The 14557-nt window shown below is 68.1% G+C and carries 15 protein-coding genes and 1 pseudogene; 11 read left to right on the top strand and 5 right to left on the bottom strand.

Annotation, left to right across the window (positions count from 1 at the left end; genetic code table 11):
• Positions 1-44: 44 nt before the first annotated feature.
• On the bottom strand, positions 45-716 hold the full coding sequence (locus tag ACFYTS_RS11105; RefSeq protein WP_387303791.1) for a YoaK family protein: 672 nt from the start codon (positions 714-716) through the stop codon (positions 45-47).
• A 187-nt stretch (positions 717-903) separates the two neighbouring features.
• On the opposite strand from ACFYTS_RS11105, the gene ACFYTS_RS11110 reads away from it, so the two are divergent.
• Together ACFYTS_RS11110 and ACFYTS_RS11115 are read left to right on the top strand one after the other, a co-directional pair.
• Positions 904-2070 (top strand): thiolase family protein, encoded by a 1167-nt coding sequence (locus ACFYTS_RS11110; protein ID WP_387303032.1) that lies wholly within the window; start codon positions 904-906, stop codon positions 2068-2070.
• A 363-nt stretch (positions 2071-2433) separates the two neighbouring features.
• The gene (locus ACFYTS_RS11115; RefSeq protein ID WP_387303034.1) at positions 2434-3555 is read left to right on the top strand and encodes a DNA glycosylase AlkZ-like family protein; all 1122 of its coding nucleotides are present in this window, start codon (positions 2434-2436) and stop codon (positions 3553-3555) included.
• A gap of 9 nt (positions 3556-3564) precedes the next feature.
• Here the strand turns inward: ACFYTS_RS11115 and ACFYTS_RS11120 are convergent, their stop codons facing one another.
• Both ACFYTS_RS11120 and ACFYTS_RS11125 read right to left on the bottom strand, forming a co-directional pair.
• A complete protein-coding gene (locus ACFYTS_RS11120) occupies positions 3565-3984 on the bottom strand; it encodes a hypothetical protein (protein ID WP_387303037.1) in 420 nt (139 codons plus the stop codon).
• A gap of 327 nt (positions 3985-4311) precedes the next feature.
• Positions 4312-4785 carry a helix-turn-helix domain-containing protein gene (locus tag ACFYTS_RS11125; RefSeq protein WP_357276458.1) on the bottom strand — a complete coding sequence of 158 codons (474 nt, stop codon included), beginning with the start codon at positions 4783-4785 and terminating at the stop codon, positions 4312-4314.
• Between the two features lie 100 nt (positions 4786-4885).
• Between ACFYTS_RS11125 and ACFYTS_RS11130 the strand changes: the two genes are divergently transcribed.
• On the top strand, positions 4886-6289 hold the full coding sequence (locus ACFYTS_RS11130) for an MFS transporter (RefSeq protein WP_387303040.1): 1404 nt from the start codon (positions 4886-4888) through the stop codon (positions 6287-6289).
• Here ACFYTS_RS11130 and ACFYTS_RS11135 read toward each other — a convergent pair.
• On the bottom strand, positions 6286-7539 hold the full coding sequence (locus ACFYTS_RS11135; protein WP_387303794.1) for an MFS transporter: 1254 nt from the start codon (positions 7537-7539) through the stop codon (positions 6286-6288). The two genes, ACFYTS_RS11130 and ACFYTS_RS11135, sit on opposite strands and share 4 nt — an antisense overlap.
• A 126-nt stretch (positions 7540-7665) precedes the next feature.
• Here ACFYTS_RS11135 and ACFYTS_RS11140 point away from each other — a divergent pair, with 126 nt between their 5' ends.
• The 6 genes and pseudogenes from ACFYTS_RS11140 (at position 7666) to ACFYTS_RS11165 (ending at position 12290) form a co-directional block, all read left to right on the top strand.
• The gene (locus tag ACFYTS_RS11140; protein WP_387303043.1) at positions 7666-8616 is read left to right on the top strand and encodes a LysR family transcriptional regulator; all 951 of its coding nucleotides are present in this window, start codon (positions 7666-7668) and stop codon (positions 8614-8616) included.
• A gap of 19 nt (positions 8617-8635) precedes the next feature.
• Positions 8636-9046 carry an NUDIX domain-containing protein gene (locus tag ACFYTS_RS11145; protein ID WP_387303045.1) on the top strand — a complete coding sequence of 137 codons (411 nt, stop codon included), beginning with the start codon at positions 8636-8638 and terminating at the stop codon, positions 9044-9046.
• Between the two features lie 139 nt (positions 9047-9185).
• Complete coding sequence (locus ACFYTS_RS11150) at positions 9186-10307, top strand: nitronate monooxygenase family protein (RefSeq protein WP_357276449.1); 1122 nt, start codon at positions 9186-9188, stop codon at positions 10305-10307.
• 167 nt (positions 10308-10474) lie between these two features.
• A pseudogene (locus tag ACFYTS_RS11155) lies at positions 10475-11061 on the top strand (RNA-guided endonuclease TnpB family protein); the annotation flags it as partial.
• Positions 11062-11208: 147 nt separating this feature from the next.
• Complete coding sequence (locus ACFYTS_RS11160) at positions 11209-12030, top strand: HNH endonuclease family protein (RefSeq protein ID WP_387303047.1); 822 nt, start codon at positions 11209-11211, stop codon at positions 12028-12030.
• Between the two features lie 35 nt (positions 12031-12065).
• Positions 12066-12290 carry a hypothetical protein gene (locus ACFYTS_RS11165; protein WP_357276444.1) on the top strand — a complete coding sequence of 75 codons (225 nt, stop codon included), beginning with the start codon at positions 12066-12068 and terminating at the stop codon, positions 12288-12290.
• A 3-nt stretch (positions 12291-12293) separates the two neighbouring features.
• Here ACFYTS_RS11165 and ACFYTS_RS11170 read toward each other — a convergent pair whose 3' ends face one another.
• A complete protein-coding gene (locus tag ACFYTS_RS11170; protein WP_357276443.1) occupies positions 12294-12743 on the bottom strand; it encodes an SRPBCC domain-containing protein in 450 nt (149 codons plus the stop codon).
• Positions 12744-12861: 118 nt separating this feature from the next.
• Between ACFYTS_RS11170 and ACFYTS_RS11175 the strand changes: the two genes are divergently transcribed.
• Together ACFYTS_RS11175 and ACFYTS_RS11180 are read left to right on the top strand one after the other, a co-directional pair.
• Entirely contained in the window at positions 12862-13992 is a 1131-nt protein-coding gene (locus tag ACFYTS_RS11175; RefSeq protein WP_387303051.1) for a DUF418 domain-containing protein, read from the top strand.
• Positions 13989-14522, top strand: a complete 534-nt coding sequence (locus ACFYTS_RS11180) for an NUDIX domain-containing protein (protein ID WP_387303053.1) — start codon at positions 13989-13991, stop codon at positions 14520-14522. The genes ACFYTS_RS11175 and ACFYTS_RS11180 overlap by 4 nt, the downstream gene beginning before the upstream one ends.
• Positions 14523-14557 lie beyond the last annotated feature (35 nt).

Genomic DNA, 14557 nt, shown 5'->3' on the forward strand with positions numbered 1-14557 from the left:
TTAGCCATGTGTTGCCTGGCTGTGACCTGCCCGTGTCGCGTGGTTCAGCTCTCGTCCATTGCCCGGCGGGCCGTGCGGCGCACCCAGCGGATGTCGGCTCGCCAGGTGTAGGAGGCCACCAGCAGCGACCCTGCGACCGCAGCGTTGAGCATGTAGGCGCCGTCCACCACCACCGCCACCAGGCCGCCGATGAGCGCGCCCGTGCCGAACGAAAAGTATTGCGTCGCATAGCCCAGCCAGTCACGGACGCTGCCGCCGCCGAAGGCGTGCCGCTCGATGCCCTGTGCGAGTTTCACCATCGTGCCGGTGACGTAACTGACCGGGATCGACACCTCGCCGTTCTTCACGAACGAGGTGTTCAGCGCGCCCATGCCGAAGGCGACGAAAAGAATGGGGACCAGGCCGATGCCGCGGTCGTCGAGGATGTTGTCGACGATGGCCGCGCACGCCAACGCGACGGAGGTGAGCATGGTCGCGCCGTGCGGGTGATTGGTCCACCAGTACCGCCGGCAGATCGACGCGACGAAGACACCGGCCAGGAAGCAGACGATGATCGAGGCCGCACCCACGGCCAGGGTGTAGTCGCCGGCGAAGTTTCCGAGGATGGCGCGTTCGGTATTGCCGGTCATGAAGGTGACGAAATAGCCCTCGGAGTGGGCGTAGGCGGCCGCGCCGATGAATCCGGCGAGCACCGACAACACAGCGGACAGCCGCATCTCGAGGTCCCAGAAGGGGGCGCGGGTTCGATTGCTGGTGGCGGTCACAGCAACAGGTTAGCAATCGGAATCGCAGTGCCAGGGAGGGTGGAAATCCGGGTACTGACGGCGCCACCGGTCGTGGGGTACAGTGCATATGTTAACCGGAATTCGCATCCGGATCATCCGCTGGGAACAGGGAGAAGTCATGACTTCCGCCGTCATCGTCGACGCCATTCGCACCCCGTCCGGAAAGGGAAAAGCCGGTGGCGGCCTGTCGGAAGTCCATCCGGCCACGCTGCTCGCGGGAGTGCTGGGCAGCCTGATCGAGCGCACCGGAATCGACCCCGCGCTAGTCGACGATGTGATCGGCGGTTGCGTCACCCAGAGTGGTGAGCAGGCGTTCAATATCTCCCGCACCGCGGTGCTCGCGGCCGGCTTCCCGGAAGCGGTGCCCGCCACGACGGTGGACCGGCAGTGCGGATCCTCACAGCAGGCCGCCCATTTCGCCGCCCAGGGCGTCATGGCCGGGGCCTACGACATCGCCATCGCGTGCGGTGTGGAATCCATGTCGCGGGTGCCCATGTTCTCCAACGCGCAGGGCCGGGACGCCAACCGCGGTCCGATCGCGCACCGCTACCCGGACGGCCTGGTGCAGCAGGGCATCGCGGCCGAGGTGCTGGCCGCGCGCTGGAAGCTGGACCGGACCGCCCTGGACGAGTTCGCCGCCCGCTCGCACCGATCGGCCGCCGCCACCGCCGCGGCCGGGGGCTTCGACAACGAACTGGTGCCCGCGGGCACCATCAGCGCCGACGAGACCGTTCGGGCCGGCACCACCGTCGAGGGCCTGGCCGGACTGCGGCCCGCCTTCACCGACGCCGAGTTCAAGGCCCGTTTCCCGGAGATCGAATGGTCGATCACCCCGGGCAACTCCTCGCCGCTGAGCGACGGCGCCTCCGCCGCGCTCATCATGAGCGAGGAGAAGGCCGCCCAGCTCGGCCTGACGCCGCGCGCCCGCTTCCACTCCTTCGCCGTCACCGGCGACGACCCGCTGCTCATGCTCACCGCCGTCATCCCCGCCACCCGCAAGGTACTGGCTCGCGCCGGGCTGTCCATCGACGATATCGACGTCTACGAGGTGAACGAGGCCTTCGCGCCGGTGCCGCTGGTGTGGGCGCGGGAGCTCGGCGCCGACCCGGCCAAGCTCAACCCGCGCGGCGGCGCGATCGCCCTGGGCCACCCGCTCGGCGCGTCCGGCGGCCGCATCCTGGCCACCACGCTCAACCACCTCGAGCAGACCGGCGGTCGCTACGGCCTGATGACCATGTGCGAGGCCGGTGGTCTGGCCAACGCCACCATCATCGAACGCCTCTGAAAATGCGTGCCTGACACGGGAACCCGCGCCGGGCGCGATGGACGGCACTGCCGCCCTGATCGTGACCCCTGCGCGGGAGTCCCGGGCGGACAGGTCCTGACCCGACCTCCACGACGTGTCGGACCACGAGGGTCTGGATCCCGCCCAGGCAGGAGCCGGCAGCCGAAGCGAGCAGGGCTTCTTCGGAAACGCCCTGACGGCAGCCACTGTCGTGTCTGCGATCCGAAAGCGTGTCTTCCTTGTGTGGGGACTGGACACCTCGGCCACGTCGGCGGGCGGGGTCGGCGCACCCACTGGATCACGGACCGCGTCGGTCCTCGGTCGTATGCTCTGGCCCGTTGCGGTCGAGCGGGTTCTGGAGGCGTGGTGCGGGTTTCGTGGGATCAGGTGTTCGCCTGGCGAGTGCGACGGCAGTTCGTGGATCGGCGGACCACAGCGGACGCGGTGGCCGTGGCCGAACGGCTGTGCGGGGTGCAGGCGCAGGTCACCTCGGCCGCGGAAACGGCTGTGGCGCTGCGGCGTTCAGCGGGGCAGCCCGGCGCGGTCGTCGACGCGCTGGGGGAGGGGACGCTGCTCAAGACCTGGGCCATGCGCGGGACGCTGCACGCCATGACGCCGGAGCAGGGCGCGGCCGCGCTCTCGCTCATGGCCTCGGCGCGGACCTGGGAGAAACCGGCGTGGACCAAGGCCTCCGGGGCGACGCCCGAGGATGTGGCCGCACTGGTGGAAGCGGTCGGCGGGATTCTCGACGGGCAGGTGCTCACGCGGGACGAGCTGGTGTCGGCCCTGATCGCCGAACCGCGCTTCCAGCCGCTGGAGCAGCACCTGCGCTCGGGGTGGGGGTCGATGCTCAAGCCGCTGGCCTGGCAGGGGGCGCTCTGCTACGGCCCGGCGCGCGGCACCTCGGTCACCTTCACCAATCCGGCGCACGTCGTCCCCGGGTGGGCCGGGATTCCGGAACCCGATGACGCCGCGCCCACGATCGTCCGCGCCTATCTCGGCGCGTACGGCCCGGCGTCGCCGGAGATCTTCAACACCTGGCTGACCCGCGGATTCCTCGGCAAGACGACTGTGCGCCGCTGGTTCTCGGCACTCGGGAACGAGCTGACTGAGATCGACGTCGAGGGCCGCCGCGGGTACTTCCTGACCGAGCACCTCGACGAGCTGGCGCAGACGAAGCCGACCTCCGCGGTTCATCTACTCGGTCAGTTCGACCAGTACGTGCTGGGCCCCGGCACCGGCGACACCGTGCTGCTGCCGGGCGACCATCGCGCCAAGGTCAGCCGCACCGCGGGCTGGATCTCGCCGCTGGTGCTGGTCGGCGGCCGGATCGCCGGTACGTGGGAGGCCGAGGACGGCGCGCTGGTCGTGTCCATGTTCGACGGCGCGCCGGCGCCGACCGCCGAGATCACCGCTCAGCTGCCGACGATCGCCGAGGCCACCGGCCGGCAGATCACCGGCGTCCGGGCCGCCCGACTCCGATAGTGGTGTGGTTCAGTTCGATTCGACGACCGGATCGACCCACACCCACCACCCGGTGTCGGCGACGGTGACGGTGATCGCGCGTCCGTCCACCTCGACCTCGGCGGCGCCGGGGCGGTCGGCGCGCCCATAGGCCCATCGCACGCCGCTCACGTTCGAGCCGTAGCCGAGCACGTAGACCGAGCCGCGACTGCCCACGGCGATGAATTCGCCCGCGCCGACGCTCATCCCGGGCCGCCATTCGCCGTCGTCGAGGATCAGCTCGTCGAGGTCGATCTCGGAACCGTCGCCATTGGTGTCGACGAGCGCGAACGCGAACTCGCCGTTGCTCGCCAGCGCCAGCACGCGCGAATGTCGCGGATGCCAGCCGCCGACCGACAGGACGGTCTCCGGGCTAGGCCGGGTGGACTCACTCGGTTCAGCGGGACTCACCGCCACCACCTTTCTTCCGCTGCCGCGGCAACCAGCTGAGGAAACCGCGGTGCAGGCGAGGACCGCCTGCGCGAGGTTACCTGGTCGAATTGTCCGGGTGGCCGAGATTCCTGATCAAGCCGGCCCCACTGGCGAGCACCGAGCCCGCCGAGATGGTCAGTGACCAGGAACTTCCGGGTCCACCGTGTCCGGCGCACGTCGAACATATCGGGATCCCTCCGAATCCGCTGTGCGCGACCCACTTCGATCGCCGACCTCTCGGAGTCCAGGGCACGCACCGTTTCGCGGCCTGGAGGTTTTCCGTCCGCGACTTCCATCGGGCGACCGTCAGCGACCCGGGAGCAACGCCGGATCGTGCGCGCCCGGGCCGAGCTGGAGACGCAGGTCCCGGGAGGCGAGATGCCCGCCGCACTCCGAGCACACCGGGTGCACGGTCGTGACATGCCCGCACTGCTTGTGGACGGCCTCGATCGGCGGGCCGTCGGGGGCGGCCCATTCGTCGCCCCACTGCCGCATGGCAGCCAGGATCGTCCACAGCGAGCGGCCCTTGTCGGTCAGCAGATAGTCGTAGCGGACCGGATTGTCCTGGTAGGGCGTCTTTTCAAGGACTCCCTGCTCGACCAGGTGTTCCAAGCGCTGGGTGAGCACATTGCGGGCGATGCCGAGGCGGGAGCGGAAGTCGTCGAAGCGGGTCACCCCGAACAGGGCGTCCCGCACGATCAGCAACGTCCACCACTCGCCGACCACCTCCAGGCATTGGGCGATGGAGCAGTTCATGTCCTCGAAGCTGGTTCGCCGCATGACTCCAGCATAGTCGGTTGCTTCAAAGAACCCACTGCCCTATGGTCCGTCTTATGAAGCAACTCACTAGGACCGTCCGCGAGGCACAGGGGGAGACCCGATGAATACCGCTGTTGTGCAGGAGGATCGGCGGACGACCAATCCACGGATGGTGCTCGGCGTCGTCGCGGTGGCAGTGCTGCTGTCGAGCCTGGATCTGTTCATCGTCAATGTGGCGTTGCCGCGGATCGCGGAGGATTTCTCCGGCGCGCGGATCTCGGGGCTGTCCTGGGTGCTCAACGCCTACGCCATCGTCTACGCGGCGCTGCTGGTGCCCGCCGGGCGGCTCGGCGACCGGAACGGGCACAAGACCGCCTTCCTGACCGGGCTCGGCGTCTTCGTACTCGGGTCCGCGCTGTGCGCGGTCGCCCCGAACAGCGCGGCGCTGGTCGCGTTCCGGGTGGTGCAGGCGGCGGGTGCCGCGCTGCTGACCCCGTCCTCGCTCGGCCTGCTACTGGCCGCGACACCGGCGGAGAAGCGGGCGACGGCGGTGCGGCTGTGGGTCGCGTTCGGCGGCCTGGGTGCGGCACTGGGTCCGGTGGCGGGCGGACTGCTCGTCGAACTGCACTGGCGCTGGGTGTTTCTGGTGAACGTGCCACTGGGGATCATCGCCCTGATCGTCGGCGCCCGGCTGCTGCCCCGGCCCACGGGCACCGGCGGACCGCTGCCGGACGGGGTGGGCGCGCTCGCGCTGATCGCCTCGGTGGCCTCGCTGATCCTCGCGGTGGTGAAGGGCGAGGACTGGGGCTGGGCCTCCACCGGCGTGCTCGGTGCTGTCGCGGCGGCGGTCGTGTTCGCGGCGGTCTTCGTCGCCTCGTCGCGCCGGCATCACAGCCCGGTCGTGGACCCAGGCCTGCTGAAGGCTCCGAATTTCGGTGTCGTACTCGCCAATTCGCTGCTGTTCAATACGGCGTTCGCGGCGATGCTGCTGTCGGCGGTGCTCTGGATGCAGAACGTCTGGGGCTGGTCGGCGTTGAAGACCGGACTGGGCATCGCGCCCGGCCCGCTGGTCGTGCCGATCGTGGCGATCTCGGCGGGGCGTTTCATCGCCCGGGTCGGCGTGGGCCGGGTGCTCGCGCTCGGCGGTGTGGCGTTCGCGGCCGGCATCGTGTGGTGGGCGCAAGGTGTGGCGCTGCACGCCAACTACGCGAGCGGATTCCTCGGCGGCATGCTGCTGACCGGTCTCGGCGTCGGGTTGACCCTGCCCACCGGGACCGCCGCGGGTACCTCGGGCCTGCCGCCGCAGCAGTTCGCGACGGGCTCCGCGGTGTTGACCATGGCCCGCCAGCTGGGCATGGCGGTCGGCGTGGCGATTCTGGTGGCGGTGCTGGGTTCGCCGCACGGCGGACCGGCGACGCTCACCGCGTTCCAGCACGGGTGGTACGTCGTCGCGGCCGTGTCCGTCGCCGCGGGAGCACTGGGCCTGGCGGTCCGAATGCCGAAGGCCGCCGGCGCGCCCGGCTAGACCCGAGTCCGCGCGGTTTCCGAGACGCCCGGGCCGGTGGCACCGCACGGGCGCTCCTCGCGGGGGAGCAGGAGCGGGCTGAGCAGGATCACCATGCCCGCCACCGCGATGGCCGCGCGCGGGCTCGTCACGCTCGCGAGGAGCCCGCCCAGCGCGCTGAGCCCGGCGATCGCGAGGCCACTGCCGATGGACCACGCCGAAAGGGTTCGGGCGACAAGGTCTTTCGGCGTGTGTTCGAGTCGATAGGTGGCCAGTACCGGCGTGTACAGGCTCATATTGACGATGATCGCGAGCTCGACCACGATCACCGTCACGAGACCGATCACCCCGGGCTGGACGAATACGAGCCCGATCAGCCAGATCGCGCGCAGCGTGCCGACCACACGCAGGATCCGAAACTGGCCGTGCCGTGCGACGACTCGACCGGCCAGGCGTGAACCCAGGAGCCCGCCGAGGCAGGGCGCGGCGAAGGCCAGGCCGTATTGCCAAGGGGAGAAGCCGAGTTCACGGAGCAGCAGCACGGCCAGCAACGGCTCGGTGGCCATGATCAGACCGCTCACCAGCAGCTGATTGAGATACAAACCGCGCAATCCGGGATGGCGCAGCAGATGTCGCCACCCGTCGAGGAGTTCATCCATACGCGGGGTTGGCGCCCCACCGCGCACCGGGCGCTCTTCCCGATCGCGAATGGCCCCCAACGCCGAAGCCGACAGCAGATAGCTCACCGCATCGGCCACCACCGTGACCACCGGTCCGAGCAATCCGATCGCCACACCACCCAGCGGTGGCCCGACAGCGATGGAACTCCAGTTCGTCGACTCGAATCGCGCATTGGCCACGAGCAGATCGTCCGCCCGCACCAACGACTTCAGATACGCGCCACTGGCCGCCCCGAACGCGATCTTGGCCGCGGCCACCACCGCCGACACCACCATCAGTTGACCGAAACTCAATCCGCCGAGCGCATACGCGACGGGAATGCTCAGCATGACCGCGAACCGCAGCAGATCCATGCCGATCATCACCGGCCGCTTGCGCTGGAACTCCACCCACGGCCCGAGCGGCAAGGCGATCAACGCGCCGACCGCCGGACCGACCGCCGCCAGCGTGGACACCTGAACCGGACTGGCCCGCAAGACCACGACGGCGATCAACGGCAACGCCCCGAACCCCAGCCCCGACCCGTAAGCGCTGACCGCGTACGACGCCCAGAGCCACCCGAACTCCCGGCCCAGCGCCCGCCTGCCCATCACGCTCCCGCACCTCCGAACAACCCGCCGTTGACAGCAGCGATCCAACCAAGCCAGAAACATCGAGATCAAACAACCGATCCCTCGGCGAGCCACAACCAATCGTTGTGCGGGTACGGTGTCGCCGTGGATCTCAATGGCGTGCGCACCTTCGTCACGGCCGCCGACACGGGCCGGTTCCAGGACGCCGCCGCCGAGTTGTCGATCACCCAGCAGGCGGTCTCCAAACGCATTGCCGCACTGGAGAAATACCTGGACGTGCGCCTGTTCGCCCGGACAGCCCGCGGCGCCGAACTCACCATCGACGGCCGGGCCTTCCTGCCGCACGCGCGGGAACTGCTGCGGGTCGCCGAGCGCGCCGACGCCTCGGTGCGACCCGGCCGGCGCGCGCTCCGCGTCGACGTCGTGGCCCGCCGGGTCGTCATGGCGACACTGCTGCAGAACTTCCATCGCGCGCATCCGACCATCGCGCTGGACATCGTCACCCTCGAAGGCGACGCGGAGACCGCGATCGCCGCCGTCGAAGCGGGCACCATCGACGCCACCTTCCACGCTGTCCGCACACGACAGCAACTGCCCCACGGGATCGGCGCGGCCCGGGTGATCGACGAACCGCACGAGCTCTTGGTCGGCCCTGGCCACCCCTTCGCCGACGCGCCGGCGGTGACGCCCGCGCAACTGGCCGGGCTGCGCATCTGGATGCCCGGCCTGCCCACGCACGGCGAGGTGGCCGACTACTTCGCCGAACTCACCGACACCTTCGGGTTCACGATCGACGGGCTCGGCCCGGTCTTCTCGAAAGAGGCGCTGCTGGAGGAGATCGCCGACTCCCCGAACCTGGCGACCCTGGTCGGCGCTGGCACCCGCTACCTGTGGCCGGACAGCTACGACCTGCGGCGAGTACCGATTCGCGACCCGGCGCTCGTCTACCCGCTGTCGATCATTTGGCGCACCGACAATCCGCACCCCGCCCTCACCGAACTCCGCAGCCACCTCGACGCGCGGCGCACTGTCCGGCCCGACCACGAGATCTGGCTGCCGACATGGGCGCAACGCATCCCACGGCCCACGGACTGACGCCCGCTAGGCTGCGCGAATGCGGACGGAGCGGGAGCAGCGGCTGATCGACACGGTGGCGTGGGTGCGGATCGAGGGCGGGAGGATTCTGTGCGCGCGGCCGAGCGGCAAGGACGTCTTCTACATCCCGGGCGGTAAACGCGAGGGGGACGAGACCGATCTGCAGACTCTCGTGCGCGAGATCCGTGAGGAGCTGACCGTGGAGATCGCCCCGGAGACGGTCGCTCACGTGGGCACCTACGAGGCATTGATTCCCGACGCGGTCGTGCGCATGGCCTGCTATACGGCCGAATACTCCGGCGATATCGCGGTCAGCAGCGAGATCGAGGAGATCGCCTGGTTCAGCTACGCGGACCGGCCGCACGTGCCGCCCGTGGACCAGCTCCTTTTCGATGACCTGCGTGCCGACGGGCTGCTCGCGCACGGCTGACCATTCCCGGCAACTAGAACATGTTGTTGACAGTGACCTATAGGTGGGCATCGAGAGACTGGTCCGAATGTAGAACATGTTCTAGTGTGGTGGGCACAACATTTCCAGTGTCGGAAAGTTCAGAGGAGCCCACCACACCATGCGTACCGAGATCTGCGATCGCCTCGGCATCGACGTGCCCATCTTCGCCTTCACCCACTGCCGGGACGTGGCCGCCGCGGTCAGCAACGCGGGTGGTCTCGGTGTGCTCGGCGCGGTCGGGTTCACCGCCGAGCAGCTCGAGGTCGAGCTGCAGTGGCTGGACGAGCACGTGCAGGGCGTCTACGGCGTCGACCTGGTCATCCCGTCCAAGTACGAGGGCAAGGGCGTCGAGGGCCTGAGCCCCGAGGAGCTGGAAGCCCAGCTGGCCAAGCTGGTTCCGCAGGGTCACCGCGACTTCGCGGAGAAGATCCTCAACGACCACGGCGTGCCGCACCTGCCGCCGGAGGAGAAGCACAACCAGCTGCTGGGTTGGACCGCCACCACGGTCGCCCCGCAGATCGAGGTCATCCTCAACCACCCCAAGGCCAAGCTGGTCGCCAACGCGCTGGGCACCCCGCCCGACGACGTGATCAAGCAGATCCAGGACTCCGGCCGCCTGATCGGCGCGCTGTGCGGTTCGGTCAAGCACGCCATGAACCACAAGAACGCCGGACTGGACTTCGTGGTCATGCAGGGCACCGAGGGCGGCGGCCACTGCGGCGAGATCTCGTCGATGGTGTTGTGGCCTCAGGTCATCGACGCGATCGGCGACATGCCGGCGCTCGCGGCCGGCGGTATCGGCGACGGCCGTCAGGTCGCGGCGGCGCTGGCCATGGGCGCTGCGGGCGCGTGGACCGGCTCGCTGTGGCTGACCGTCGAGGAGGCCAATGTGCCGCCCGCGCAGATGCAGACCTACATCGACGCCACCAGCTCCGACACCGTGCGTTCGCGCTCGTGGACCGGCAAGCCGTGCCGCATGCTCAAGAACGACTGGACCGAGGCCTGGGAGGCCGAGGACACCCCGAACCCGCTCGGCATGCCGCTGCAGATGATGGTCGCCCTCGACGGCGTCAAGCGTGGCCACCGCTACCCCGAGCAGGCCAAGGACGTGAACTTCAACCCGGTCGGCCAGGTCGTCGGCATGATGAACAAGATGGAGCGCTCCGCGGACGTGATGCAGCGCCTCATCAACGAGTACCTCGAGGCATGCGAGCGGCTGAACAAGCTCAACAACGCCTGATCCACACCGCCTGATCCTCAGGACAACCACATGGCCTGATTCTCAGGACAATTCGGCGCGCCGGGTAGCCACTACCCGGCGCGCCGTCGCATATCCGCAGGTAGCAGCACGGGAAGGGCTGCGCCGCCATTGTTTCGAACTTCGCGCGACCCACCATGGAATGAACGCTGGGTGTGGATGCGGGCATCACCTCGCTGTACACGCTCTCGACCGGGGAGAAGGTTTCCAACCCCAGACATGAGAAACAGGACCGGGCACGCTGGCGAAGGCTCAGCGTGCCCTGTCCCGGAAACAGAAGGGCTCGAACAACCGGGCCAAAGCACGTCTGCGGGTCGCGCGTATCCACGCTCGGATCTCCGACCGCCGCAGGGACCATCTGCACAAACTCTCCACTCGGCTGGTGCGCGAAAACCAAGTGATCGCCATCGAGGATTTGAGTGTGCGCAACATGGTCTGGAATCGTTCGCTGGTGCGAGCGATCTCGGACGCGAGCTGGTCGCAGTTCCGGTCCATGGTGGAGTACAAGGCCGACTGGTACGGCCGCACCGTGGTTGCGGTGGACCGGTTCTATCCGTCGTCCAAGACGTGCTCGACATGCGGGCGTATCGCGGACTCGTTGCCCCTTCACATCCGAGAGTGGACGTGCCTGTGTGGCGCGGTCCACGACCGGGATGTGAACGCCGCCAAGAACATACGTGCCGCAGGGCTTGCGGCGCTCGCCTGCGGAGATGGTGTGAGACCGCTTCGCAGCTGATGCGGGAAGGCAACCGTCGATGAAACAGGAACACTCTGCCGCGAGGCAGGGAATCCCCGCCCGTCAGGGCGGGGAGGATGTCAAACAGGTCTCCGAACCTCGTGCGACTTGCCGATTCGGGTCGCTGATTGCGAAGATTTGCGGGATATGTTGCGCACAAATCCATTCCGCCTGTCGGACCGCCTGTCCCCGGCCCAACGCCGCCTGGTGCAAGCGGTCGTATCGCTATTGATCGTGGTCGCACTGGCCGTCGCGATCACCGTCCTCGAAAAACGCGGCGGCACAGACAAACCGGAATCGAGTGGCCCGCCGATTCCCGATCGCGGCGCGCAACCGGCCGGATCGGCCAAGGAGATCAACGCGCTGCTGGGCAAACTCAAGGTGGCCGACGAACTGCCGATGACCGGTTACTCGCGCGAGCGTTTCCCGCACTGGGACACCGAGAAGCCCGAGCACGGATTCGGTGACAGCTTCGCGCAATACAGCCGCTGCACCACCCGCGAGGTGGTGCTGCTACGCGACGGGACCGGACCGGTGAAACTGGATCCGAGCAGCTGCAAACTGACTCTCGGCGCCGATGCGGGCTGGCGCGATCAGTACGGGGTCATGGACAAGAAGACCAATGCCCTCAAGCCTTACAAGTGGACCACCGATTCGTCGGGCCTGGACATCGACCACATCGTGGCGCTGGCCGAGGCGTGGCGATCGGGCGCGGCGAAACTCGATGACGATACCCGCCGTCATATCGCCAATGACGCGGTGAACCTGGTGATTTCCGATCCCACCGCCAACCGTTCCAAGGGCGACCAGGATCCGTCCAGTTACCTGCCGCCCGGAAACTTCCGGTGCGCCTATATCGGGCACTACATCCAGGTGAAACTAAAGTACGGATTGAACGTCGACACCAAGGAACAGTCCGCATTGCAGACGGCGGTGAAGGACTGCATCAGCAAGGGAGAGTTCACATAGTCGCCATCGTCGAAATCCAGAGCGAGGCAGCCGTCATGACCCGGGAAGAGGGAACGGTCTCCGGGGATCTCGATGTGACGCTGGACTACTCGGGCCACGGGCTCGTGCGCTATCGCGGTACCGCCACCTGGTACACCATCGGAAATCTGGAGGACGAGGAGCCGCGCAGCTGGACCAGCGTGCAGGACCTGGCCACCGCTATCGCGAGCGAGAGCGGTGGCCGCGACGCCGCCGGCAATGTGGTGCCGTTCGAGGCGTGAACGCTAGTCGCGCGCGGCTTTCAGGGCCTCGGCGCGGGTCTTGACGGCTTCGGTCATGCCGGTGAAGCCCTTGCGCAGCGCGCCGCCGAGCAGACCGCCGACCACCACGGACAGCGGGCCGTTGAGCTGGAAGTGCGAGTCGTAGCGGGTGCGGCCGTCGCCGAGATCGGTAATCAGGTGCGAGCGTTCGCTGCTGAGCACGCCGAGCGGCGCGGGCTTCATGTTGTAGCTGAACTCGCGCCCCGGGGTGCAGGAGCGGATGAACTCGCGCTGCTGCTTGGGCGGGCCGACCAGCTGCACGCGCATGTCGATGGGGGAGCCGGGTTCCAGGGTGGTCTTGCACTCCAGGACGAAGGGATTCCATTCCCCGTACGCGTCCACATCGGTGAGCACCTGCCAGACCAGCTCGGCGGGTGCGTCGATCTCCACGCTTTTGTCGATGACGAAGGCCATGGGGGAACAATACTGACACCAGTTCTAGATGGCGGGGTGGGTCTCACTCCGTGGAGGCACCCGCATCTCGCTCCGGCGGGGGATCCCGGTGACCGGGAGGCACTCCTACCGTCCGGGCATGACGGTTGAGCAGGCCCCTCCGGTGGTGCCCAGACTGCGGGAACTCGACGCGCTGCGCGGATTCGCCCTCGGCGGAGTCCTTCTGGTCAATATCGAGATCATGTCGGACCCGAGCGGATTCGCGCCCGGCGCCGCGAGAACCCTGTCAGAGGCGCTGTTCCACAACAAGTTCTATGTGTTGTTCTCGTTCCTCTTCGGTTACTCGCTGACCATGCAGCTCCGATCCGCCGAACGAGCCGGGGTGAGCGGGCGCGGGCGCACGGTGCGAAGATGCCTGGCGCTGATGGCCATCGGGGTGGTGCACGCGGTGTTCTTCTTCACCGGGGACGTGCTGTTCGGCTATGGGGCGATCGGGCTGGTGTTGCTGGTGATCGGCCGGCGGCTGCGACCACGGGCAGCGCTCTGGGTCGCGGCCGCGCTGTACGGGATCGGCACGCTGGTCATCGCGGTGATGACGGCCGCAGGCCGAGAGGACGTGGTCTCGCTCGCGGAGCGCGACCGGCTGCTCGATATCGCACGGGCCGGCTGGAGGACGGCCGCCGCGTGGCGGTGGGAGCTGTTCGCGGGGCGGCTGCCGACCTTCTTGCTGTTCGGACTGTTCAACGTCCTGCCGCTGTTTCTGGTCGGTCTCGCCGCGGGCACAGCGCGACTGCTCGAATCACCCGAGCGTTATCTGCCGTGGCTGCCTCGCGTGCAATGGGTAGGTTTCGGTGCCGGACTGCCGATTTCGGCATCGAATGCAATAACGCAGTGGCCGCCCCTCGCGGGTCCCGCCATGATCGCCGGTCCGCTGGTGGCCGCGGCGTACGGGGCCACGCTGCTGCGGATCAGCCACAACCATCCCCGGGTGGCCGAATTCTTCGCACCCGCGGGCCGGATCGCCGCCACCGTCTATATAGGCCAATCGTTGATCACGTCACTGATCTTCACCGGCTACGGGTTGGCCCTGGCGGGCCGCATGACGGACTGGACGGTCCTGGCGATAGCGGTCGTCCTGTACACGGCGCAGCTGGCCCTCGCATCCCGCTGGACCCGGCGGCACCGCTACGGCCCGATCGAATACCTGCTCCGCGCAATCACCTACGGCCCCGGCCACTTACGCCCCAGCCCCCGTACCGTCGACTCATGACTCTCGCCGAGCGCTACCCACTCCTGCACGCCCCCGCCCGCTGGGAGTGGGGCGGGCTCGACGTCCAGTTCTCGACCGAGCTGCCACCCGACGACCTCGTCACCAATATCCACGTCGTCTGTTTCGTCGGCGACCGCATCGTCCTGTGCCGCGATGACCGCGATGTCTGGATCCTGCCCGGCGGCACCCGCGAGGCCGGAGAGTCCATCGAGTCCTGCGTCATCCGGGAACTCGCGGAGGAGGCGGGCGCCGAACTGGCCGGACCCATCCGGCAATTCGGTGCGCACTACGCGACGACGGACCGGCCCGCGCCGTATCGCCCCTGGCAGCCCCATCCGCACAAGGCCTGGCTGTGGTGCACCGCCGAGGTGCGGCTGACGGGCGCACCGACCAATCCCGAGGACGCCGAACAGATCCAGGAAGTCGGATTGTTCACTCTCCCGGAAGCCCTGCGCCGAGCACCCTCGGACGGCCACCACCTCCCCGAACTCCTGAAGCTGGCAGTGGAACTCACCCGTCCGAACGCCTGAACGGCACCACAGCCGAATACCCTTACTGGGATAAA

This window comes from Nocardia sp. NPDC004151, from assembly GCF_042874235.1.
In the GTDB taxonomy this organism is placed as follows: domain Bacteria; phylum Actinomycetota; class Actinomycetes; order Mycobacteriales; family Mycobacteriaceae; genus Nocardia.

Bases quoted from the DNA above. Each gene is read 5' to 3' on its own strand.
- ACFYTS_RS11105 (WP_387303791.1), bottom strand. From the start codon at position 716: ATGCGGCTGTCCGCTGTGTTGTCGGTGCTCGCCGGATTCATCGGCGCG.
- ACFYTS_RS11110 (WP_387303032.1), top strand. From the start codon at position 904: ATGACTTCCGCCGTCATCGTCGACGCCATTCGCACCCCGTCCGGAAAG.
- ACFYTS_RS11125 (WP_357276458.1), bottom strand. From the start codon at position 4,785: ATGCGGCGAACCAGCTTCGAGGACATGAACTGCTCCATCGCCCAATGC.
- ACFYTS_RS11130 (WP_387303040.1), top strand. From the start codon at position 4,886: ATGAATACCGCTGTTGTGCAGGAGGATCGGCGGACGACCAATCCACGG.
- ACFYTS_RS11135 (WP_387303794.1), bottom strand. From the start codon at position 7,539: ATGGGCAGGCGGGCGCTGGGCCGGGAGTTCGGGTGGCTCTGGGCGTCG.
- ACFYTS_RS11145 (WP_387303045.1), top strand. From the start codon at position 8,636: ATGCGGACGGAGCGGGAGCAGCGGCTGATCGACACGGTGGCGTGGGTG.
- ACFYTS_RS11150 (WP_357276449.1), top strand. From the start codon at position 9,186: ATGCGTACCGAGATCTGCGATCGCCTCGGCATCGACGTGCCCATCTTC.
- ACFYTS_RS11160 (WP_387303047.1), top strand. From the start codon at position 11,209: ATGTTGCGCACAAATCCATTCCGCCTGTCGGACCGCCTGTCCCCGGCC.
- ACFYTS_RS11165 (WP_357276444.1), top strand. From the start codon at position 12,066: ATGACCCGGGAAGAGGGAACGGTCTCCGGGGATCTCGATGTGACGCTG.
- ACFYTS_RS11170 (WP_357276443.1), bottom strand. From the start codon at position 12,743: ATGGCCTTCGTCATCGACAAAAGCGTGGAGATCGACGCACCCGCCGAG.
- ACFYTS_RS11175 (WP_387303051.1), top strand. From the start codon at position 12,862: ATGACGGTTGAGCAGGCCCCTCCGGTGGTGCCCAGACTGCGGGAACTC.
- ACFYTS_RS11180 (WP_387303053.1), top strand. From the start codon at position 13,989: ATGACTCTCGCCGAGCGCTACCCACTCCTGCACGCCCCCGCCCGCTGG.